The following is a 21,846-nucleotide window of genomic DNA, read 5'->3' on the forward strand; positions in this document are numbered from 1 at the left end:
CCCCACGGGCTGGACGTCCGGCGCGGCGGCCGCCCGCTCGCTCCACCTGTGGGTGGTGTCGCGCGACGCGGCCTCGGCGGCTGCGCGGCTGACGTCGTCGAGCAGCGCCAGTGCATCGGCGCGCTCAAGACCCGAGAGGTACCCCGTGATGGGGCCCGGAACAGTGTGCACCTGCGCGCCGGAGACCCGCTGCATCCGATCGATCGGCCCCTGGCTGAGCGAGACGCCCTGCAGGCGCGCGAGCGGGAACACGGCGAGCTTGCGCCAGACGATCCCCCGACGCAGCACGAGGCCGAACTCCTCCACCAGGTATCCGTGACGCTTCCATGAGAACGGACGCCGCCACCACGCACGCCGCGGCATCGAGCGATACGCGTCGCCTTCGACCGGTCCGACGACACCGTGCTCCCAGAGCGAGGGGATGCTCTCGACGGGCACATCGGGCAGCACCAGCGCGAGCACGCGCTCGACATCGGCGCGCTTGCCGACCGGCAGCACCACGTTGAACTGCTGCCCACTGCCGGAGGACTGCTGAGCCGCGCTCTTGCCGCTCATCCGGTTGATCTTGATCGTCCACCAGCCGAACGGGCGCCACAGCAGCGACTGCGTCACCTCGACGGCGAAGATGCGCCCCGGCGGGAGCGTCTCGGTCACGGTGGTGAGGAGTCCGTAGGTGATGCGCACACCATCGGGGGTGGGGGCGATCGAGTAGCGGAGCGACTTCGAGATCTGCGCCCAGGTGATGCCGACCACCGCGATCACGATCGGCACGCCCATGCCCAGACCCAGGCCGAGAAGCACGACTCCGCCGTCGGTATCGCCGTCGATCAGCAACCCGATCAGCGCACTGCCGAACGCGATCGCGAAGATCGCGCCGAAGAACACGAACCACAACAGGCCCGAGATCAACTGCGATCCCACGAGTCGACCGGTCGGGATCTTGACGACGCTCTCGGGGACGACGTCGGCGAGGTCGACGCCCGCGAGGAGGTCGTTGACACCGGCGTTCACGGATCCGACCAGCTGCGCGCGTGCGGATGCCGGCGCGGCCGTCGCAGGCGCACCCGCCGATCCGGGGTTCAGCGCGGCGTTGCGCGCCGCCCTGGCACCCGAGGCGAGGCGAAGGATGTCTGCACGCACGGACTCGGCGCGCGACGTCGCGAGGTACTCGAGTTCGACGTTCGCATCGTTTCCGGCTCCGACGACCTCCAGCTTCGCGAGTCCGATGATGCGCGCCGGGAACGGTCGGGTGAGGTTGACGCCCTGCACCCGATCGAGCGGAGCCCGGCGGTGCGAGCGGAAGATGATGCCCTTGCGAACCTCGACGTGGTCGCCCGTGATCCGGAACTGCTGGAATCGCCAGACGAACCAGAAGATCAGCACGAGCACGATCACCAGTCCCAGCACGCTCAGCAGCGCGACGAGGATCAGGTTGTTGGAGAGGACCCAGTCGACGGGGTCCCCGCCGGAGTAGTCGCCGTAGTTCACCTCATCCGGCGCGAAGAGGTCGACAGCCCACCCGATGAGGCGATCGCGCATGTTCGCGATCACGATGCCCGCGATGATGATCAACGCCAGTCCGCCCTTGAAGAGCGGGGTGAGGGGGTGCATGCGGTGCCACTCGCCGTTGGCGAGGGTCGTCGACGGGTCGCCGCCCGCCTGCGCGGGCGGAGACGGCGGGAGCTGCGGCTCGCTCACAGGCCGGTCCGGCGGGTCTCGGCGACGTGGATGAGGGTGTCGCGCAGCGCCTCCGCCGCCTCCTGCGTGAGACCGGGGATCTGCACACCGGTGGTCGCGGCGGCCGTCACCATCTTGAGCTGTGCGATGCCGAAGCCGCGGTCGAGCGGGCCCTGGGTGATGTCCACCAGCTGCATGCGGCCGTAGGGCACCGCGATCATGCGCTGCCACAGGATCCCCTTGCGGAACACGATGTCGTCCGCGCGCAGCATGTAGCCGATCGCCTTCGCCTGCCGCGGAAGGATGATGAGCGCGATCACCGTGATGAGGAGGATGATGCCGGCGGGGATCCACACCCACTGCTGGTCCAGCACCAGGCTGAGCACGAGCGCCGCGGCGGCGACGATCACGATGAAGATCACGTTCTGCACGATCTGCGAGACCACGTAGCGCGGCGAGATCTGGTGCCACGCGCCGTCGAGCTCGAGCCGGGCCTCGTTCCGAGCCGTCCGCAGCTCGGAGTACGTGCCCTGGTCGAGGGCGGCGAGGTCAGTGCCCTCCGCCGGGTTCAGGGGCGCGGTCTCTGGGTTCTGAGTCATCAGGATCCTTCGGCAGGGTGCAGAACTGTTCGGCGACGAGCGCGGCGATCGTGAGGACGATCGCGCTGCCGATGAGGGCCAGCATGGCCACAGTCGACCCTACCTGTGGATCGACGGGCCGTGAGAGGAGGAATGCCAGCAGTCCCGCCCCGAAACCCGCCATGATGGCGCCGAGCAGGCTGGACGCGCGGGCGAGCGTCGCCGCTCTCAGTGCGCGGAACGGGTCGATGCGCACGCCCGAGCGCACACTGCGCCGCACCGGCCAGGCGACGCCCAGTGAGGCGGCCGCGATCAGCACGAGCAGCACCGGGAGGAGCAGCGAAGGCGTGAAGGTGACGCGCCCCGCCGCTGTCAGCAGATGATCCAGCAGGAAGCCGCCGCCGGCCGCGAGCAGGGCGAGGAGGAGCAGGAGCCCTGCAGAGGTGCGCCTCATCCTTCGCCCTGGCTGCGCAGCTCGGCCGCGAGGTCGGCCACCCGCCCTCGTCCGAGAAGCTCCGCATCCGGGTCGACGTCGAGCCACGGGTCGAGCACGAACAGCCGCTCGGCGGCGCGCGGGTGCGGCAGCTGCAGACGCGGTTCGTCCGAGACGACGTCTCCGTAAGCGATGAGGTCGAGGTCGAGCGTGCGATCGCCCCACCGCTCCCGGCGCTCCCGACCGTTCTCGTCTTCGATGGCATGCAGCATCCCGAGGAGGATCTCCGGGGCGAGACGCGTGGTGACCAGTGCGACCGCGTTCACGTACCCCGGTGCCTCCGGATCCGGTCCGTCGAGGCGGAGGGCGACGGTCTCGAACAGTTCGGACAGACGCACGTCGCTCACCAACGGCAGGCGTGCGATCCGCTGCGCCGCCGCGCGGATCGTCTCTTGCCGATCGCCGAGATTCGCGCCGAGGGCGACGACGGCGACGGTCTCCGGGCGCGCCGGGCGGGCACCGGGCACCTTCGGCGCCTTCGCGAGGTCGCGGCTCATATCGTGATGTCCTCGAGCGCCTGCGGCGGGCGGCTGCGATTCACGGTGACCGCCACATCGGCGAAGTTCAGCGGGATCGGCGCGTGCGGCTTGTGCACGGTCACCGTCACGTTCTGCACCCGCTCGTCCTCGAGAGCCACCGAGGCGATGCGCTCCGCGAGCGTCTCGATCAGGTTCACCGGCGCGCCCGCGACGACGGCCGCCACCTTCTCGGCGAGCTCGCCGTAGTGCACGGTGTCGGTCACGTCGTCGGAGGCCGCCGCCTGATCCAGCGACAGGCGCAGGCGAAGGTCGATCGTGAAGTCCTGGCCCTCTTCCCGCTCGTGCGTGTAGACGCCGTGGCGGCCGAAGACGGTCAGACCGGAGAGGACGATCTCATCGAGGAAATCCATGCCTCTAGCGTACGGGGGACCCACCACATCGGCTGGGCGGGAGTTCAGCCGGCCCAGGCGTGCGCGATCGCGAGCGCGTCGCGGGTGCCGGCGACGTCGTGCACGCGCACGGCCCACACTCCGGCGCGGGCCGCCAGGGCGCTGGTGACGGCCGTCGCGAGATCGCGGCGTGACTCGGAGACCTCGTCGTCCGCGCCGGCTTCCCGACGAAGTGCCTCCGCCAGGAAGCGCTTGCGTGAGGTGCCGATGAGCACGCGAGGCCCCAGGGCGACGATCTCGTCGAGTCCCCGCAGCACGTCCCAGTTCTGCGCGCCGGCTTTCGCGAATCCGATACCCGGGTCGAGAATCAGCCGAGACGGCGCGATCCCGGATGCCGCGGCCTCGCCCATGCGCTCCTGCAGCTCCCCCGCCACCTCGCGCGCGACGCGACGGTACTCGGCCTTCGCATACATGTCGGCGGAGAATCCGCGCCAGTGCCCGATCGCATAGTCGGCGCCGGACTCCGCGACGGCCGCCCGCATCTCGGGATCCGCGAGCCCTCCGGAGACGTCGTTCACGATCCGCGCGCCGGCCCGCACAGCTGCGGCGGCGGTCGCCGCGTTGAGCGTGTCGATGCTGACGGGCACGCCCGCCGACGCCAGCTGCTCGATCACCGGGATCACGCGCTGCTGTTCGATGTCGGCACCCACGCGTTCGGCGCCGGGCCTGGTCGACTCGCCGCCGACGTCGAGCACCGCAGCGCCTTCGGCCCGCAACCGCATGCCGTGGGCGACCGCCCGATCGACGTCGAGGTAACGGCCACCGTCGCTGAAGGAGTCGGGCGTGACGTTGACGATGCCCCAGATGCTGGTCATCAGCGCGCTGCTCCGGACCCCGCCGACGCGCCGATCAGCGTGATCAGCTCCGTCCTGGCGACGGGATCCGTGTACTCCCCGCGCGCCGCGATCGTGAGCGTCGACGCTTCGCTCTGGCGTCCGCCGCGCATCGTGACGCAGCCGTGCGAAGCGTCGAGCACGACGAGCACTCCCCGGGTGTCGAGGTGCTCCGCGATCGTGTCGGCGATCTGCTCGCCGAGGCGCTCCTGCACCTGCGGACGGGCGGCGAGGATCTCGACCACGCGCACGAGCGCACCGAGACCGACGACCTGCTCACCCGGGAGGTACGCGATGTGGGCGTGCCCTGCGAAGGGCAGTAGGTGGTGTTCGCAGACCGAACGGAAGCGGATGTCGCGCAGCAGCACGGCCCCCGAGGGCAGGGTGTCGGGTGCGGGTCCGCGGGAGACGCTGATGGTGCGTGCGAGCGCCTCGGCGGCATCCTCCCCGACGCCCGCGAAGAACTCGGAGTACAGCTCGGCCATGCGCGACGGCGTCTGCTTCAGCCCCGGTCGATCAGGATCTTCGCCGATGGCCTCGAGCAGCTCGCGGGTGAGTCGCTCGACACGGTGCCTGTCGACGGTCACGTCACGCCGTCGCGGGTCGCGGGTTCCCGGCTCCCGCCGAACCCTGCTGCGCACGCGGCGTGGTGGCGGGGGCTTCGACGGATGCCGCGAGCGAGACGTCCTTCTTGGGCACCTCGATCGGGGGTCGCTCCGACACCGGACGGTCTTCACTCGAGAGCCACAGCGGACGCTCCGGAAGCTTCTTCACCTCGGTGAAGATCTCGGCGATCTGGTTGTGGTCGAGGGTCTCCTCCTCGAGGAGCGCCAGCGCGAGCTTGTCGAGGATGTCGCGGTTCGCGCTGATGACCTCGTAGGCCTCGTTGTGCGCCTGCTCGATGAGCGCGCGCACTTCGGCATCCACCCGCTCGGCGACCCGCTCGGAGTACTCGCGGCCACGACCCATGTCGCGACCGGCGAAGGGCTCACCGCCCTCACTGCCGAGCTTGACCGGACCGACCTGCGTGGTCATGCCGTACTCGAGCACCATCTTGCGGGCGATCGAGGTCGCCTTCTCGATGTCGTTCGAGGCACCGGTGGTCGGGTCGTGGAAGATGATCTCCTCCGCGACGCGTCCGCCCATGGCGTAGGTCAGCTGGTCCTGCAGCTCGTTGCGGGTGACCGAGTACTTGTCGTCCAGCGGCAGCACCATCGTGTAGCCGAGGGCCTTGCCGCGGGGCAGGATCGTGATCTTGGTGACCGGGTCGGTGTAGTTCATCGCCGCCGCTGCGAGTGCGTGTCCACCCTCGTGGTACGCCGTGATCAGCTTCTCCTTGTCGCGCATCACGCGGGTGCGACGCTGCGGTCCGGCGATCACGCGATCGATGGCCTCGTCGAGGGCACGGTTGTCGACCAGCTGCGCGTTCGAGCGGGCGGTGAGGAGAGCTGCCTCGTTGAGCACGTTGGCCAGGTCGGCGCCGGTGAAGCCGGGGGTCTTGCGGGCGACGACCTCGAGGTCGACGTTCTTCGAGAGCGGCTTGCCCTTGCTGTGCACTTCGAGGATCTTCTGACGGCCCTTGAGGTCGGGAGCGTCGACGCCGATCTGGCGGTCGAAGCGGCCGGGGCGCAGCAGTGCCGGGTCGAGGATGTCGGGGCGGTTCGTCGCGGCGATCACGATGACGTTCGCGTTCGGGTCGAAGCCGTCCATCTCGACCAGCATCTGGTTGAGGGTCTGCTCGCGCTCGTCGTTTCCGCCGCCCATGCCGGCGCCGCGGTGGCGGCCGACGGCGTCGATCTCGTCGATGAAGATGATGGCCGGGGCGTTCTCCTTGGCCTGACCGAAGAGGTCGCGCACACGAGAGGCGCCGACACCGACGAACATCTCGACGAAGTCCGATCCGGAGATCGAGTAGAACGGGGCTCCTGCCTCACCGGCGACGGCGCGGGCGAGGAGCGTCTTGCCGGTTCCGGGAGGGCCGTACAGCAGCACGCCCTTCGGGATGCGGGCGCCGATGGCCTGGAACTTGGCGGGGTCCTGCAGGAACTCCTTGATCTCGTGGAGCTCTTCGATGGCCTCGTCGGCACCGGCGACGTCGGCGAAGGTGACGGTCGGCGTCTCCTTGTTGACGAGCTTGGCCTTCGACTTGCCGAACTGCATGACCTTGCCGCCACCGCCCTGCATGGACGACAGCAGCCACCAGAACAGCAGGCCCAGCAGCACGAGCGGGAGGAGGAGCGAGAGGAAGCCGTCGAACCAGGTCGCACGCGGCACGGCGTCGTTGAAGCCGTCCTTGGGAGCTGCCTCGTTGATCGCGGTGATGACCTCGTCGGCGCGGGCATCGACGTAGTAGAACTGCACGTTCTCGGAGCCCTCGAACGCCTTGGAGAGGGTCATGTCGACGCGCTGGTCACCGTCGGTGTTGACGACCTCGGTGACCGTGGTGCCGGAGAGGAGCTTGAGTCCCTCCTGCGTCGTGATCTGCTTGGGCGCACCCAGATTCGAGATCAGCAGGAAGCCGCCGAACAGCAGCAGGCCGATCAGCGCGACGTAGATCAGCGGATTCCGGGTGAGCTTCTTCACATCCATGATCGGATCAGCGTATCGCGCGCGCCCTAGGGGGTCGCTGTACGTTCACCCACGGCGTAGCGTGCCGCGCGTCAGGAGTAGACGTGCGGGGCGAGCACTGCGACGTCGCGCAGGTTGCGGTAGCGCTCGTCGTAGTCGAGGCCGTATCCGACCACGAAGTCGGTGGGGATGTCGAAGCCGACGTACTTGCAGTCGATGTGGACCTTCGCGGCCTCGGGCTTGCGCAGGAGAGCGAGCACCTCGATCGACTCGGCGCCACGCGATCCGAAGTTCTCCAGCAGCCAGCTGAGGGTCAGACCCGAGTCGATGATGTCCTCGACGATCAGGACGTGCTTGCCGTTGAGATCGGTGTCGAGGTCTTTGCGGATCTGCACGACACCGCTCGACTTGGTGCTGGCGCCGTAGCTCGACACCGCCATCCAGTCCATCGGGGCGTGGAACGGCAGGGCCCGCGCGAAGTCGGCCATGACCATGACGGCCCCCTTGAGGACGCCGACGAGCACGAGGTCCTTGCCCTCGTAGTCCTGGGCGACCTGCGTCGCCAGCTCATCGAGCTTGGCGAGGATCTCCTCCTCTGTGACGAGGATCTGAGCAAGGTCGTCCTGGATCTCCGCGGCGCGCATGGATCGATTTTAGGTGACGGAACCCTGTGCTCCGGTCAAGGTTCTCCTGATCTCCCCATCCCCACCGCATCCGCACTACTGTGAGCGGTGATGTGGGCGGACGCCCCGGACGGAAGGATTCACCATGGCTCTTGACGACATCCTCACGCAGGTTCCGATCGACGACATCGCCGAGAAGCTGGGGGTCTCGCGAGACGAGGCGAAGGTCGCTGTCGAGCAGGGCGGCGCCGTGCTGCTGGGCGGACTCGCGAAGAATGCGGAGACCGACGAAGGCTCCGCAGCCATCCAGAACGCGCTGAAGAAGCACGAGGGCAGGGCCGGCGCTTCGAAGGTCGACGACATCGATCAGGCCGACGGCGACAAGATCGTCTCGCACATCCTCGGCTCCAAGAAGACGGAGGTCACGAAGGAGCTCACCGAGTCGAAGGCGACTCCCGGCATCGACTTCGGCAAACTCCTCCCGATCCTCGCCCCGATCGTGATGGGCCTCATCGCGAACGCGACGAAGGACAAGACGGCGAAGGCGGATGCCGGAGCCGAGAGCTCGGGCGGCATCGGCGACGTCATCGGCGGGATCCTCGGCGGCGGCAACAGTGGCGGCTCAGCGGGCGGAGGCGGAATCGGCGACGTGATCGGCGGGATCCTCGGCGGCGGCAACAGCGGTGGCTCGGGCGGGGGCATCGACCTCGGCGGCATCCTGGGCGGCCTCTTCGGCGGCAAGAAGTAAGACGTCGCCCGACGCATCCGGTCGCGAGGCGAAGGCGCTGCGGCGGAGGGTCTTCAGCGGCCGGATGCGGTGAAGACGATGCGTCCGCCCTGGCGCACAGCCGAGCACCCGGGCAGATCGATCGGCCCCTGACCGCGCCAATCGGTGGCCAGCCGCGCGACCTCGACGGTCTGCGTCCTCGTGAGGCTCACCCCGAACTCGCTGTCGACGACGAGGCGGATGATGCGGTTGCGCAGTGCCGCGGGGTTGGCGGCGAGCGCCGCGACGCTCACCGAGATGCCCGCCTCCGCGTGCTCGACGATGTCCTCGATCGTCTCGTGGATCATCTCGTCGAAGGCCTCGGCGTCTTCCCGCAGCTGCTCCGCGGTTCGGGCGAGCGCCGTCGCGATGCCGGGACCGAGCTCAGCCTCGAGCACGGGGAGCACGCGCTCGCGCACCCGAACCCTGGCGAAACGCTCGTCGAGATTGTGGGGGTCGTCCCACACCTCGAGATCGGATGCCGCGCAGAACGCCCGTGTGGTCTCGCGACGGACGCCGAGCAGCGGACGGACCCAGCGGAGCCCGTCGTCGTCCTCGCGCGAGGGTGCCATTCCCTGCAGGCTCGTGGCACCCGAGCCGCGCGCGAGTCCCAGGAGCACGGTCTCCGCCTGATCATCGAGAGTATGTCCGAGCAGCACGGCGGCCGCTCCTTCCGCACGCGCGATACCGGCGAGCGCCGCGTAGCGGGCATCGCGAGCGGCGGCCTCGATGCCTGCGCCGGATGACCCGTCGACCTCGACGCGGGTCTGCAGCGCGCCGTCGACTCCGATGCCCTCTGCCGCGACCGCCGCCGCGCCGGCGATGAGGGACGACCCCTCCTGCAGGTCGTGATCGACCGTCAGGCTGAGCACCCGGATCCCGCGGCCCCGTGCCTCGAACACCGTGGCGGCGGCGAGAGCCAGCGAGTCGGCGCCCCCGGAGAGGGCGACGATCACGGTCGACCCCTCGGGCAGGTCGGCGAGCGCTGTGCGCACGGCCAGGCGGATCTCGGCGATGGCGGGAGAGAGTGATGGCACGGTTCCACGCTAGGGCACGCTCCGGATCCGCGCCCGCGCCCCGTGCGGCCGGCACGACGGCAGGTCTATCCTGACGCCGTGACCGATATCCCGCGCACGCGGCCGTTCCGCACCGAGCGCTTCAAGGCGTTCGTCGACGCCGTGGTGGCGATCGCCATGACGCTGCTCATACTCCCCTTGATGGAGTCGGTGTCCGAAGGCGCATCCGGCCATATGAGCACGGCCGAGTTCTTGCACGAGCACTCCGGTCAGCTGCTGAGCTTCGGGCTGAGCTTCCTCCTGATCGCGACGTTCTGGATGGGGCACCACCGCCAGTACCGCGACGTGGAATTCGTCACCGGTCCCCTGCTGTGGATCAACGTCGCGTGGATGGCGACGATCGTGTGGCTGCCGGTTCCGACCGCGATGATCGGGCAGATGGACACCGACCCGTTGCAGGCGGTGGTGTACATCGGCACGCTGATCATGACGCAGGTGACGACCCTCGCCGGATGGCTCTACCTGGCACGCCACCCCGAGCTCGGCACCGTGTCCAACGAGACCATCCGCCTGGGGGCGATCGGCGACATCGCCGCGATCATCCTGTTCGCCGCGGCGCTCGCGATCGCCGTCGCGGCTTCACCGAACGGATACGCGGGACTGTTCCTGCTGCTGCTGAGCGACCCGATGAGCCGCCTGCTGAATCGCCTCTTCCGAAAGCGCCGAGCGAGCCGCGGGTAGGCTAGTCCGCGGCATCCAACCGAACTTTTCCTGAGGAGCACACGCATGGGCGCACACGACGCCGTCATCGAGATCCCGCGCGGCAGCCGCGTGAAGTACGAGGTCGACCACGAGACCGGACGAGTGCACCTCGACCGCGTGCTCTACACGACCTTCGGCTACCCGGCCGACTACGGCTACTTCGACAACACGCTCGGCGAGGACGGCGACCCGCTCGACGTGCTCGTGCTGCTCGACCACGCCATCTACCCGGGCGTCGTCGTCGAGGTCCGTCCCGTGGCCGTGCTCAAGATGAGCGACGAGGCCGGCGGAGACGACAAGCTCGTCGCCGTCCTGTCGAAGGACCCGCGCTGGGCGCACATCCAGGACATCGACGACGTGGCCGACTACACGAAGAAGGAGATCGAGCACTTCTTCGAGCACTACAAGGACCTCGAGCCCAACAAGTGGGTCAAGGTCGACGAGTGGGGTAACGCCGCCGAGGCGCAGCGCATCCTCGACGAGGCGATCGTCCGCTTCGGCGAACAGGGTCACTGACCCGCTGCATCGCCAGACACGAAAGACCCCCGGTCCCGCAGAAGCGGTCCGGGGGTCTTTTCGTCAGAGGAGGTGAGCCTGAGATCAGGCGGAGACACCTCGCCGGGCGAGGAACTGCACCGGGTTGACGGCGTTGCCGTTCTGGTAGACCTCGAAGTGCAGGTGGCAGCCGAACGAGCGACCCGTGTTGCCCGCGTACGCGATGACCTGACCGGAGCGGACCCACTGGCCGGACCTCACCACGATGCCGCCGTTGCGGATGTGCGCATAGCCGGTGCCGATCCCGCCGCCGTGCTGGATGCGGATGTAGTTGCCGTAGCCGCCGTTGTAGCCCGCGTAATCGACGGTGCCGGACTGTGCGGCGTAGATCGCGGCTCCGCAGCCGTTCGCGAAGTCGGTGCCGTAGTGGAAGCTCGAGGAGCAGCCCTGCGGACCGCACTGCTGCGAGCGGGGACCGTAGCCCGAGCTCTTGCCCCCACCGTGCGGACGGCACCACCCGCCGCTGCCCTGGGATCCACCGCCGCCACCGCCACCGCCACCGTTTCCGGCGGCGGCCGCTGCGGCCTCGCGGGCCTCGCGCTCCTTGCGCTTCTTCTCCTCGATGGCGACGCCGACCTTGTATGCCTCGACCGTCTTCGCCGTCGCGTCCTTGAGCGCCGCGAGCTGAGCCTGCATCGTGGCGAGATTCGCGGACTGCTCGTCGAGCGCGGCCTGAGCGGCGTCGGCGGCCTGCTGCGCCACGACCATCTTCTCTTCGGCGATCTTCTGCAGCCGATCGCGCTCGTCGCGGGCGACCACTGCCTGGTCGCTCATCGACTGCGCGGAGTTCCGGGCGGCGACCGCATCGTCGTACACCGACTGGTTGTACTCGAAGAGCTTGTCCATCGTGCCGAGCCGAGCGAGCAACTCGTCGGCGTTGTCGGCAGAACCGGTGAAGAGCAGCTCGAGGGAGGTGTCGTCACCGCCGTTGCGGTAGAGCTGCGCGGCGACCTGACCGGCCTTCTTCGCGGACTCGTCCGCCTTCGCCGACTGCTCGTCGGCCTTGGCCTGAAGCGAATCGGCCTCGGTGGCCGCAGCGAAGTACTTCTGCTGCGCCTCGTAGAACTCGTCGGCAGTGGCCTTCGCCACCGCCTGCGTCTCGGCGACCTTCTGGGTCAGCGACTGGATGAGCCCCTCGATGCGGGTGACCTCGGCGGCCTTGGCGGCTTCGCTGCTCTTCGCGCGCTGCACGTCGTCCCAGCTCGGATACGAAGCGGCATAGGCGGCAGAGACCCCGTTGGAGATGCCGAAGGCACTGAGTGCCACGACGCTGAGCACGCCGAGACCGAGTGCACCACGGCGGCTGAGGCCGTCTTTGCTGAACGCACGGCGTTCGGTCGGGCTGGGCGCGCAGCCGCAATCGTCTGAAGCCGCGGCGACCGCAGCGTCCAGAGTGTTCTGGTCGTCGTTCACACGGCCCCTTCCGCCGGTTTCACAAATGCCACACTAACAACAACCTTCACATCAGCACCAGGTCGACCGCACGGTCGACGACGCACGCCGGACAGGTCCATCGTCCCCCCGAAACACGCCCGGGGGAAGCCGCCGCGCCCTCGATTCGCGATTTGCCCGAAACATCCCTTATGCTTGAGCGTCGGCAAGGAAGTCCCCCGGGACTGACTCGGCCCCATCGTTTAGCGGCCTAGGACGCCGCCCTTTCACGGCGGTAGCACGGGTTCGAATCCCGTTGGGGTCACACCTTCCGATACAATTGAAAACAAGTATGGCCCTGTAGCGCAGTTGGTTAGCGTGCCGCCCTGTCACGGCGGAGGTCGCGGGTTCAAGTCCCGTCAGGGTCGCTCCGTGCGATGAGCTCTTTCTTCGGAGAGGGCTCTTCGTCTAGGACGCGACAGGTTCGCCGGTCGCGCGGCTCTGTAGCTCAGTTGGTAGAGCGTTCGACTGAAAATCGAAAGGTCACCGGATCGATGCCGGTCGGAGCCACAAGGCTGATCATTACAATCAGCCCAGAAACCCTCGCCTAGCTTCTACATGGCGGGGGTTTTGCTTTGCCCGGGAGAGAGCGGGATTCTCCGCTGCTCCCCCGGGCCACCAGACCTCATCGCATGAGACGACGCCTTCTGGCCGCGACCACCAGCAGCGCACCGCCGCCGAGGATGCCGAGGCCCAGGAGCAGCGTGAGCCCGATCGCCCCCGGATCCGCGCCGGTGGTGGGAAGCGGTGCGACGAACGTGTTCGTGAAGACGATTCCGACCGATCCCGCGCTGATCGTGACAGTGCCCGCCGCACCCGGCTGCTCCTGCCCGTCGACGGTCATCGTCGTCCTGGTCGCGTCTCCCTGATCGGTTTCGCTGACCGTGCACGAGCTCCCGGCAGGCAGATCGTCGATCTCGACCGTGAGCCCGTCCGGACCTCCGATCTCGTACGCCGCATCGTGGACGACGAGGCCGGGGTCGGGATGCGACGGGTCCACGAGAAGGCAGACCACCTCGACAGGGAACGTGCGCGTCACCGCGGAGGCCCCCGTGCCGTCGACGATCTTCGAGATGCGCAGGTCGCCCGCGCCGTACGAGTTCGTGATCGTCACGGAACTCTGGTCGGGCGCGCTCGTGTCGGGCAGCGGTGCGAGCGCGGTCGTGGTCCCCGCTGAGGCCTCGGCCTCCGTGCCGCCCTCGGTCACGACCATGGTGGTGGACTCCGCGCCCGCCGTATCCGTCTCCGTCACGGTGCACTCGGCGCCCTCGGGCAGCTCCGTCCAGGTGACCGTCTCGCCGTCGGCGATCGACTGCGTCATGGGTTCGAGCGCCTCCACCCGTTCCTGGTTCCACAGGCACGAGAGCGTCACCTCGAACGGTCCATAGGTGATCGGATCGCCGTCCTGGTCCACGGCGCCACCGTCATCGACGGCCTTGGTCACGGACACCTGAGCGAAGTCGAACGTGTTGCGCACCCCCAGCCCCGGCTGCGGCTGGTCATCGACGCTCAGAGTTTCCGGGTCGGTCTCCACCGTGAACGTGTAGGCCTCTCCGTCCCCGGCGACGACGTCTCCATCGGCGTCGAGGATCTCGGTCGTGCTCGCGCCCCCGTCGTCCACTTCGCTCAGACGGCATTCGGATCCCGAGGGCAGGGTCTCCCACAGCGCGGTCGGGGTGTCGGCGCTGACCACGCGCACGCCGCCACCCTCGAGGTCGACCACCTCGCCGTCCCTGACGCAGATCAGCCGCAACTCGTAGGCCGCGGTGCCGAACTTCTCGGCTCCATCGCCCGCGAACGACTTCGTCACCTCCAGCGAGCCGGTGAGGTACCAGTTCGTGGCGGTCACCGTGACCAGTCCACCGTCGGCAGGGACGATCCCGATGCCGGTCGCGGTGTCCTGCCCATCGTTCGGCTCGATCACGACGGCATCCGCACCGTTCAGGTCGTCCTCGACGACCGTGCACTCGGATCCGGCGACGACGTCGGTGATCGGCGAGGACCACCCGTTCTCGGCGTTCAGCTCGACCTGCGCCGACAGCACCACCTCGCCTTCGAACCGGCAGGTGACCGTGAACGTGAAGGTCTCGTCGATGCCGAACTGTTCGGCGCCGCCGCCTTCGAACTCCTTCACCAGAAGGAGGGCGGTCGCGTCGTAGAGGTTGGTGTAGGTCACCGTGTTCACGACCGTGTCGGTGCCCGGCTGCAGTTCGGGGATCACCACCGTGCGCGTCGCCTGGTCGACCTGGGGCGCCAGCGCGCCGTCCGCTCCGATGACCTCGGCCTCGGTGACCGTGTCGTCCGCTCCACGATCATCCGTCTCGGTGACCGTGCACTCCGATCGCGCGGGGATGGGAGCGATCGTCTCGGTCTCACCGCCGTCGAGCAGGAAGGTCTCATCGACCACGGTCTCGCCCTGGAAGGTGCAGACGACGTCGAACTCGAAGTCGGTGGGCGTGAACGGGCTGTCCGATTCGACCACCTTGCCGACTTCGAGCGCGGCCCACTCGTAGGTGTTCTCGATCTCCAGGAGGAAGGTCTGGTCGGCATCCTCGATCGTGATCGACGCGGGATCGACGGTCGTCCCGGTCTGGCCGGCGTCTTCCTCCTCGACGGTGCAGACCGATCCGACGGGAATCCCGGAGACGACCGCGGGCGGGCCGCCGGGGGTGATCGTCACGACACCGTCGTCCGCCAGGGGCACATCGGCACCGAACCAGGTGCACGACACCGTTGCGGTGAAGGACGTGGGCACGGGGAACCCATCCGGCGCGTCGATCGCCTTCACGACGGACAGCGCGCCGTTCGCGAACTCGTTCGTCACCGTCACCTCGACGGGCGTCGTCCCCTCGCCGATCGTGACGGGTTGGTCGGGGCTGATCGTGACTCCGGTCGCGTGTCCCGCATCCGTCTCCGTGACCGTGCACGATGCTCCCGTGGGAAGCCCGCCGTAAAGAGCCGTGCCGGCGCCGGTGATCGTGCGCGTCGCGCCGCCGGGCACCGCCACGGGGACGGTCTGCCCATCGATCTCGCGCGTGCACGAGAGACTGACCTCGTAGTCGGTCTCGAGCGCCGGCGCCAGGCTCGCCGCCGGGTCTCCCTCGAGCGCCTTCCGCACCTCGAGTGCGCCGATCGTGAAAGTGTTCGTCACATCGGCTGCCACCGGCGCCGTGGGGTCATCGCCGACGACGACCGTCACCGTGCCGCTGGAGGAGTTCGCGCCGCCATCGGCCGTCTCGGTCACGATGCACTCCGCGCCGGTGGGCAGGTCGTCGACCAGCCACGTCGGGTCATCTCGAGTGAGCGTCGCAGAATCCTCGAACACCGGGTCGGGGCTGGCACCGTCGAGCGTGCACGTCATCTCGACGGTGAAGGGACCGTCGCCCCAGAGATCCGCCCCGGAGCCGGCGACGAACTTGGTGACTTCCACGGCGCCGGTCGCGAACGTGTTCTCCACCGTGAGAAGCGTCAGCGCCGTGGTCGAGCCGTCCTCGTACGGCAGGATCGCGAAGGAGGCTTCGGTTCCGGCGGTCGGGTCGCCCGCGATGCCGTCTTCGGTCACGACGATGTTCGTCTCCTCCGCACCGTCCGCGTCGGTCTCGGCGACCGTGCACTCGGCGCCCGCAGGCAGGCCCGAGAACACCTTCGTGTCGCCATCTTGAAGAGTGAAGGAACGGTCGGCTTCCGGGATCGCCTCTTGACCGAGGTACGCGCAACTGGCCTCGAACGCATAGCTGCGGTCGTAGACGATCGGCTCACCGTCCGCGGTCTCCGCCCCGCCGTTGTCGACGACCTTCGTCACCTCGAAGCCGCCCGCGGCGAATTCGTTGGAGATCAGGATGGATGCCTGTTCGGGGTCACCGGTGTACGCGTTCCAGACCGAGGGCTCCTCGCTCCAGTCGCGATCCGCGGTCACGCCGTCGACGGGGTCGATCTCCACCGTAACGCCCGGGATGACGGGATCTTCCACCACCGTGCAGGTGGAGAACAGCGGAAGGTTCACCGGGCCCGTGACGCTGTTGTACTCGAGCACGGTGCCGTCGGCGTCGACCGACGGCCGGCTCGCGTCACTCCCGTCCGCGCGCAACAGCGTCACGTCCTCGCCACCCGAAGTGCAGCTGACCAGAAGCGGGTAGCTGTCGGGCAACTGGATGTCGGCGGAGTAATCGGGAGCGGTGACGTCTTTCGACAGGAGCAGTTGCCCTGTCGCAGCTGCCACACCCACCTTCTGAGGCTCGACCACGAGGGACGGACGCTCGGGCTGGGTCACGGTCGCGTTCGAGCGGGTCGCGGTCGCGAAGGAGTTGTAGGCGACGGGAAGCCCCGAGGGCACGGCCGAGGCCGCGGGAAGGACGAACGGCGTCTGGGTCTCGTACGTGAAGCGCAGGGTCTCGTTGGGCCGGAGACCCGGCGCCGGGGAGAGGGCGTCCGGATTGGCGTACTCGAGCATCAAGAGCATGCTGCGTGCGGCGGCGAGCACCGACGGGGCAGTGGTGCTGTCGGCCAGCTGCCAGTCGAAGTCGCATGCGGGATCAGGCGCGGCGTCCTCCGTGAACACCTTGATCGCATTGTCGTTGCACGACTGGCTCAGCTGGACGGGGGAGAGATAGATGCCGTACGTCGCGTATTCGCTGTCCTGAAGCTCCGCGAAGTTGGCTGCGAGGGAGCCCGAGAGCGTCACGTCGAATTGCGACCCCCGTCCCGACGGCACGATCACGCCCTGGTCCCCCACCGTCGGCAGCGTGTCGACGGCAGCCACCACCCTGGCACTGGTGTTGCCGCTGTTGGTGAAGTCGATTCGCCACGTCGCCTCGCCACCCGGCCGCGTCACCGGGGCGCACGGGTAGGAGTAGAAGCCGTCGTCGACGACGCCGGGGGTGCTCGGGTCGCACGCTGCGGCGTCTCCGTCGACGTTCAGCACGCCGAGGTCGTCGTCGGAGGTGGCCGGATCGCCGGCGAGCGCGCCCTTGACGTATTTCTTGGCGGCGATCGTCGCGCTGGCCAGCGGCGTGATCTCGGTGTCGGCCGAACAGGTTTCGACGCCCGACTCGGGGGCCTTGGGTGTGAGGTCGGTTCCGTCCACCACGGTGGTGCCCGCGCAGGTCTCGAACAGTCGGTCCGAGGCCACCGTGACCTCGTTGCCGACCGTGGTGTCCGGCGTGACGTCGGAGCGGAAGAGCAGCGGCGCGTCGACCGTCAGGGTCCACCCTGCCTCGAAGACGAAGTCGTCGGGAGCGGTGATGGTGAGCACACCGGTGCTCTCATCGAGGTCCGCCGCGAACCCCGGGTCATCGGAAGGAGCACCCGACCCGCTCAGGGTGAAGACGTAGGCCGGCGGTGCGGGCTCGACGAGGAGGGAGCCCTCGTCATCCGTCTCCACCTGATCCGTGATCTCGAAACCGGTCATGTCCCATTCGCCGGTGTTGGTGACCGTGATCCGATACGGGATGGTTCCGGAGGCGCTGATGAGAGACGAGGCGCCGCGCGTCTTCGTGACCTCGACCTCGTTCGGTCGGTGCAGCACGATCGTGGAGTCGGCGGCCTCGCCGGTCTGTGTGAAGGTCTGGTCAGGGCCGAACTGGGCGGTGCTCTCGGACTGCACGTCGTCGCTGATCACACCGAGTTCGGTCTCACCCGGGTTGGGCTGCAGGTCGGGACGGGTGGTCCCGACGAGGACAGCGGGATCGCTGCGCAGGAACTCACGGCGATCCGTGGTCACCTCGAAGACGAGCTGCGGGTTGAACGGCCGCTCCCACTGCTGCACGACACCGTCGGCGTCGACCTGCCTGGCGCGGAACCGCACGCCCACGATCGTCTCCTCGTCCACCGACGCCGGCGGATCCAGCGTCACGCTCGAGGGCGACGGCGCGGACACCCAGTCGCCGGCGCGCCAGCAGTCGGAGTCGCCCGCGAGGGGCACCCCGTTGCAGGTGGCGACGAGTGTGCCGGCGGCGTCTGCGTACTCGATGTCACTGCCGTCGTCGTCATCGATCAGGACATCCATCGCGACCTCGTTGACGGGGGCCGGCACGTCGATCTCCGCGGCGACGAAATCCATCGCGTTCCAGAACGTGGGCGTGGTGTCGGTCAGCGTGAAGGATGTCGTCCTCGCGGTGCCGTCCGGGCGCCCGCCGAGTTCGGTGACGTAGGTCGCGGACTCGTCTTCGTAGACCGACGACGGAGTGATGGACTTCGTGGTCTCGATGGCGTAGCTGGCGTCGACGATGGCGAACTCATCGACGGCGTCGGCGATACCGGTCCCGCACTGGTTCTCAGCGCAGTCGTCGAGGACGGGGCTCTCCAGCTGCACGTGGGCGTCGTTGGCGATCGACTCGCCGGCGGGAGTCACGGTCACCGGCTGTCCGGGGTCGGAGCGCAGGGCGTCGCGCAGCTGCCAGGTGAGTGTCACGCGTCCCACGGCGCCCGTCGGGATCGACGGCGTCCCGTCGGAGGAACGGAAGGCGACCGAGATGCCGGTGACGTCGGCGAGGGCTGCGGGGGCGAGCGCCAGGGCTTCGGCGTAGGTGTATCCGGTGGTCGCACCGCCGCGGGACAGCGTGACGACGGTCTCCTCCTCGGAGATGCCTGCCGGAAGTTCGATGGAATCGATGTCGTGCAGGTCGAGTGTGTCGAAAGCGGTGTCTGTGAGGGGCTGACCCGCTGTGGGATCGTCGATCACCATGCCCGAGACCCGGGCGGCCGAGATGTTGGTCGCGACCAGCGTCGCACTGATGAGCGGATAGTCGCCGGGATCCACGGCGGGGTCGACCGCGGGGAGTCCGAGCTGATCCTGATCGAAGGTCTTGGTGAGGGTGGCGTTGATCGGCTGGTCGACGATCAGGATCGTGTCGTCCGCCGTGTCCGTGCTGTCCACTCCGGTGTCGTCGTTGACGCCGTGCGCACTGGCGGTGTTGTCGACCAGGCCGGGCTGGCCGGTGTTGTACGCGTACGGGTGGAAGTTGCCGAGCACAGGCTGTCCCGGTTCGCTGCGCAGCGTGTCCCGCACGCGGAAGTCGAGGTCGAGCGGCCGCCGGTCATAGGAAGAGCCCACCCCGGTGCCGTCGGCGCCCTCGGCGATCACGATGCGCACGGCGAGGGCGTCGACGCTCTGCTCGTCCGTGAGGCGATAGCCGCCGAATCCACCGTCGCACCCGCCAGCGCAGGCATCGGCGGTGATGTCCGTCCATCCGTCGCCCTCGAGGTACAGCGACACTTCGGAGATCACGTCATCGGCGATCAGCGGATCGGTGGCCGTCGTGATCGGATCGATGCCGACGAGATCCCACGCGTCGTACACAGACGCCGCCGTGTCCGCGGGATCCTGAGTCTCGGAGACATCGGTCAACGTCATCGAGGTCAGCTCGAGCCCGTCGGTCGACCACAGCAGGCGCACCGTCCGTTCTTCCGCCGACAGCGCGGGGACGTCGTCCTCCAGCCACTGCTTGTCGAGGAAGTCCGGGCCGGGCCCGCCGCCGTCGATCGGCAGCACATCGATGTCGTCGGTCGCGGTGTCGGTCTTCTCGCCACCGGCGTCCGGGTTGTCCACGAGAGATTGCGCCGCGTTGTCGAACGTGGTCTCCTCGTCGACCGGGTCGGTGAGCTCCACTCCGACATGCGCGGCGACGGTGAAGCCCGGCGGCAGGAGTGCAGGGCACCCTTCCGCGTCCATCGGGAGGTATTCGAATTGGATTCCGCCGACATCGTCCTGCAGATCGCTCGGGATCTGGTAGGACCACAGCGACTCCGGCCCCGGGACCTCGGTGGCTCCGGGGAAATCGGTCCATGGCCCATCGGTCTTCTGCCAGTACCGCACCGTGAGAGTGGTGCACTCGGGGATGTCGGTGTTCGAGATCTCGGTGGCGGTGAACGCATTCCAGAACTCCGTCTCCACCTGGGGGAAGGGGGGATCGGAGATCACGAGTCTCTCCGACCCCGTCGTCGAGTCGGGGGTGACGTTGCCGGTCAGCGTCACGTCGGCGTCCGTCCCGGGCGCCCCCCAGATCGTGTCGGGCGCGATCGACTTCGTCACCGAGGTGTCGAGGGTCAGCGGGGCGATGGAGAACGGCGCCTCCGCGTCATCCGTGCCGGTCTGCCCACCGGTGTTCTCCACGGCCGTATCGACGACGTTGGTGGCGGTGACGGCGTCGTCGGTCGGCAGCGCCGTCACCTCGATCGGGATGGTCGCATACGCGCCGGACACGATGCCGTCGGCGTCGGCCGAATAGACGACGGTGAATCCCTCGACGGTGCAGCCGTCATCCGGTGCGGGGAGGGTGTCGGCGGTCGTCGTCGAGTCCGTGCTGGCCGGGCAGTCGCTGTAGCTGTATGTGATCTCCGCCGCGGTCGCTGCCACGGGCCAGGCGACACCGTCGCCGAAGCCGTCGAAGGACAGGCCCTGCTCGGAGAACGTCGCGCTGCCCGCAGAGGGCTCCGTGATCGTGAGCGTCTGCACGTCCTGCGCGCCCACGGTCGCGGTGACGTCTGCCGTCGTGCTCTGACCGCTCACCAGGGTGTTGTCGTCGAAGGACTTCTCGATCGCCACGTCCGGCAACCGCTGCGCGATCGTGATGGCGGCGTCGGCGGTCACGGGATCGCTTGCGTCGTCGCCGCGCTCGACCGCGGAAGACGCGTCGTTCGTCACCACCACGTCGGTCCCGTCGGGGATCGTGGTCACGGTGTCGTTCGTCACGGTGTGGGTCACGACCTCGCCGGTCGCGCCCGGGGCGAACGTGCCGGTGAAGGTCACGCGAATGCCCTGGGCCTGCGAGATGGGGACGGGTTCGGTCGTCGTCCATGCGCCATCGACGAAGTACTCGGTGACGGTGTCCGTCGTTCCCGGAGGAGCCGTGATGTCGTATCCCGTCACGTCGAGATAGCCGCCGAACGGTCCGGGCGGCGTCACCGGATCCTGCACGATGATCGTGTCGACGTTCTGGTTCGAGGCGTTGCCGGGAGTGACCGTCCAATCGACAGGCTGACCCGGGAGCGCCGGCAGGGTGCTGGCAGGCGAGACTGCTTTGGCGATGCTCGGGACCAGCGTCGTCTCGACGTCGAGGACGATGTCGGCCGATGCGGGAGTGGTCGGTGCGTTGTCACCGGTGGCGGTAGCCGTGTTGGTCACGGTCGCACCGTCCCACGTGCCGTCGGCGGCGGGGTCGACCTGGGCGTTGACCGTGACCGTCATGCTGTATCCAGCCGGCCACACCACAGGATCGGCCGCCGGGTCGAGCCCGGGGGCGACGGTGAAACTGCCGCCGGCAGCGTCGACCTGGAGGTCGTACTCACCGGTCGGCTGTCCCGCGGGCGGATTGATCTGCACCGAGACCGGATTCGGGAATGCGGGATTGAAGATGAGCGGTTCCGGGAGATCGTCGCTCAGCTCGGTGTTGAAACAGCCCGGGTCGTTCGTGGAGGAGCAGTTGACCGTGATCTGGTAGGTCACCGGATCACCGGGACCGAACGGTCCTGTTTCGACGGCTGTCTTCTGCATCGAGAACGCAGCGACGGCGAACGCCGCAGGCGCCGCGCCCGCGAGTATCGAGGCAGCGGCCAGAGCGGCCACGGTGAACCCCGCGAAGAACCGTCGTCGTTGCCGTTCCATGGCGACCCCCCTGAG

15 protein-coding genes and 3 tRNA genes are annotated in these 21,846 nt (G+C 68.4%); 6 read left to right on the forward strand and 12 right to left on the reverse strand.

The features are described 5' to 3' along the window. The 9 genes from DW298_RS02620 to hpt all read right to left on the reverse strand — a co-directional run. On the reverse strand, positions 1 to 1,698 hold a 1,698-nt coding region (locus DW298_RS02620), incomplete at its 3' end, for a PH domain-containing protein (protein WP_136040957.1). Next, positions 1,695 to 2,276, reverse strand: a complete 582-nt coding sequence (locus tag DW298_RS02625) for a PH domain-containing protein (RefSeq protein WP_136040958.1) — start codon at positions 2,274 to 2,276, stop codon at positions 1,695 to 1,697. The genes DW298_RS02620 and DW298_RS02625, both read right to left, overlap by 4 nt. Continuing rightward, positions 2,227 to 2,709: a DUF3180 domain-containing protein gene (locus DW298_RS02630; RefSeq protein ID WP_136040959.1), complete on the reverse strand. Its 483-nt coding sequence runs from the start codon at positions 2,707 to 2,709 to the stop codon at positions 2,227 to 2,229. The genes DW298_RS02625 and DW298_RS02630 overlap by 50 nt, the downstream gene beginning before the upstream one ends. Then, positions 2,706 to 3,245 carry a 2-amino-4-hydroxy-6-hydroxymethyldihydropteridine diphosphokinase gene (gene folK, locus DW298_RS02635; protein WP_136040960.1) on the reverse strand — a complete coding sequence of 180 codons (540 nt, stop codon included), beginning with the start codon at positions 3,243 to 3,245 and terminating at the stop codon, positions 2,706 to 2,708. The genes DW298_RS02630 and folK overlap by 4 nt, the downstream gene beginning before the upstream one ends. Further along, on the reverse strand, positions 3,242 to 3,637 hold the full coding sequence (gene folB, locus DW298_RS02640) for a dihydroneopterin aldolase (protein WP_136040961.1): 396 nt from the start codon (positions 3,635 to 3,637) through the stop codon (positions 3,242 to 3,244). The genes folK and folB overlap by 4 nt, the downstream gene beginning before the upstream one ends. 44 nt (positions 3,638 to 3,681) lie before the next feature. Continuing rightward, a complete protein-coding gene (folP, locus tag DW298_RS02645) occupies positions 3,682 to 4,491 on the reverse strand; it encodes a dihydropteroate synthase (RefSeq protein ID WP_136040962.1) in 810 nt (269 codons plus the stop codon). Continuing rightward, the gene (folE, locus tag DW298_RS02650) at positions 4,491 to 5,096 is read right to left on the reverse strand and encodes a GTP cyclohydrolase I (protein WP_136040963.1); all 606 of its coding nucleotides are present in this window, start codon (positions 5,094 to 5,096) and stop codon (positions 4,491 to 4,493) included. The genes folP and folE overlap by 1 nt, the downstream gene beginning before the upstream one ends. A gap of 1 nt (position 5,097) precedes the next feature. Beyond that, positions 5,098 to 7,098 carry an ATP-dependent zinc metalloprotease FtsH gene (gene ftsH / locus DW298_RS02655; protein WP_136040964.1) on the reverse strand — a complete coding sequence of 667 codons (2,001 nt, stop codon included), beginning with the start codon at positions 7,096 to 7,098 and terminating at the stop codon, positions 5,098 to 5,100. A 71-nt stretch (positions 7,099 to 7,169) separates the two neighbouring features. Continuing rightward, complete coding sequence (gene hpt / locus DW298_RS02660) at positions 7,170 to 7,721, reverse strand: hypoxanthine phosphoribosyltransferase (RefSeq protein WP_029262844.1); 552 nt, start codon at positions 7,719 to 7,721, stop codon at positions 7,170 to 7,172. Between the two features lie 124 nt (positions 7,722 to 7,845). Between hpt and DW298_RS02665 the strand changes: the two genes are divergently transcribed. Continuing rightward, positions 7,846 to 8,448, forward strand: a complete 603-nt coding sequence (locus DW298_RS02665) for a DUF937 domain-containing protein (protein WP_136040965.1) — start codon at positions 7,846 to 7,848, stop codon at positions 8,446 to 8,448. A gap of 53 nt (positions 8,449 to 8,501) precedes the next feature. Here DW298_RS02665 and tilS read toward each other — a convergent pair whose 3' ends face one another. After that, positions 8,502 to 9,503 (reverse strand): tRNA lysidine(34) synthetase TilS, encoded by a 1,002-nt coding sequence (gene tilS / locus DW298_RS02670; RefSeq protein WP_136040966.1) that lies wholly within the window; start codon positions 9,501 to 9,503, stop codon positions 8,502 to 8,504. Between the two features lie 78 nt (positions 9,504 to 9,581). Between tilS and DW298_RS02675 the strand changes: the two genes are divergently transcribed. Both DW298_RS02675 and DW298_RS02680 read left to right on the forward strand, forming a co-directional pair. After that, positions 9,582 to 10,223, forward strand: a complete 642-nt coding sequence (locus tag DW298_RS02675; RefSeq protein ID WP_136040967.1) for a TMEM175 family protein — start codon at positions 9,582 to 9,584, stop codon at positions 10,221 to 10,223. A gap of 45 nt (positions 10,224 to 10,268) precedes the next feature. Further along, positions 10,269 to 10,760, forward strand: a complete 492-nt coding sequence (locus DW298_RS02680; protein ID WP_136040968.1) for an inorganic diphosphatase — start codon at positions 10,269 to 10,271, stop codon at positions 10,758 to 10,760. Between the two features lie 84 nt (positions 10,761 to 10,844). On the opposite strand, the gene DW298_RS02685 is transcribed toward DW298_RS02680, so the two are convergent. After that, complete coding sequence (locus DW298_RS02685) at positions 10,845 to 12,212, reverse strand: M23 family metallopeptidase (RefSeq protein ID WP_136040969.1); 1,368 nt, start codon at positions 12,210 to 12,212, stop codon at positions 10,845 to 10,847. A 210-nt stretch (positions 12,213 to 12,422) separates the two neighbouring features. Between DW298_RS02685 and DW298_RS02690 the strand changes: the two genes are divergently transcribed. From DW298_RS02690 to DW298_RS02700, 3 genes are all read left to right on the forward strand, one after another. Then, positions 12,423 to 12,495: transfer RNA gene (locus DW298_RS02690), tRNA-Glu, on the forward strand. 29 nt (positions 12,496 to 12,524) lie between these two features. Continuing rightward, positions 12,525 to 12,598 (forward strand) — tRNA-Asp (locus tag DW298_RS02695). 69 nt (positions 12,599 to 12,667) lie between these two features. Further along, positions 12,668 to 12,740: transfer RNA gene (locus tag DW298_RS02700), tRNA-Phe, on the forward strand. Positions 12,741 to 12,855: 115 nt separating this feature from the next. Here the strand turns inward: DW298_RS02700 and DW298_RS02705 are convergent. Further along, the gene (locus DW298_RS02705) at positions 12,856 to 21,831 is read right to left on the reverse strand and encodes a DUF5979 domain-containing protein (RefSeq protein WP_136040970.1); all 8,976 of its coding nucleotides are present in this window, start codon (positions 21,829 to 21,831) and stop codon (positions 12,856 to 12,858) included. Between the last annotated feature and the right edge of the window lie 15 nt (positions 21,832 to 21,846).

This window comes from Microbacterium sp. A20 (genome assembly GCF_004794515.1).
In the GTDB taxonomy this organism is placed as follows: Bacteria; Actinomycetota; Actinomycetes; order Actinomycetales; family Microbacteriaceae; genus Microbacterium.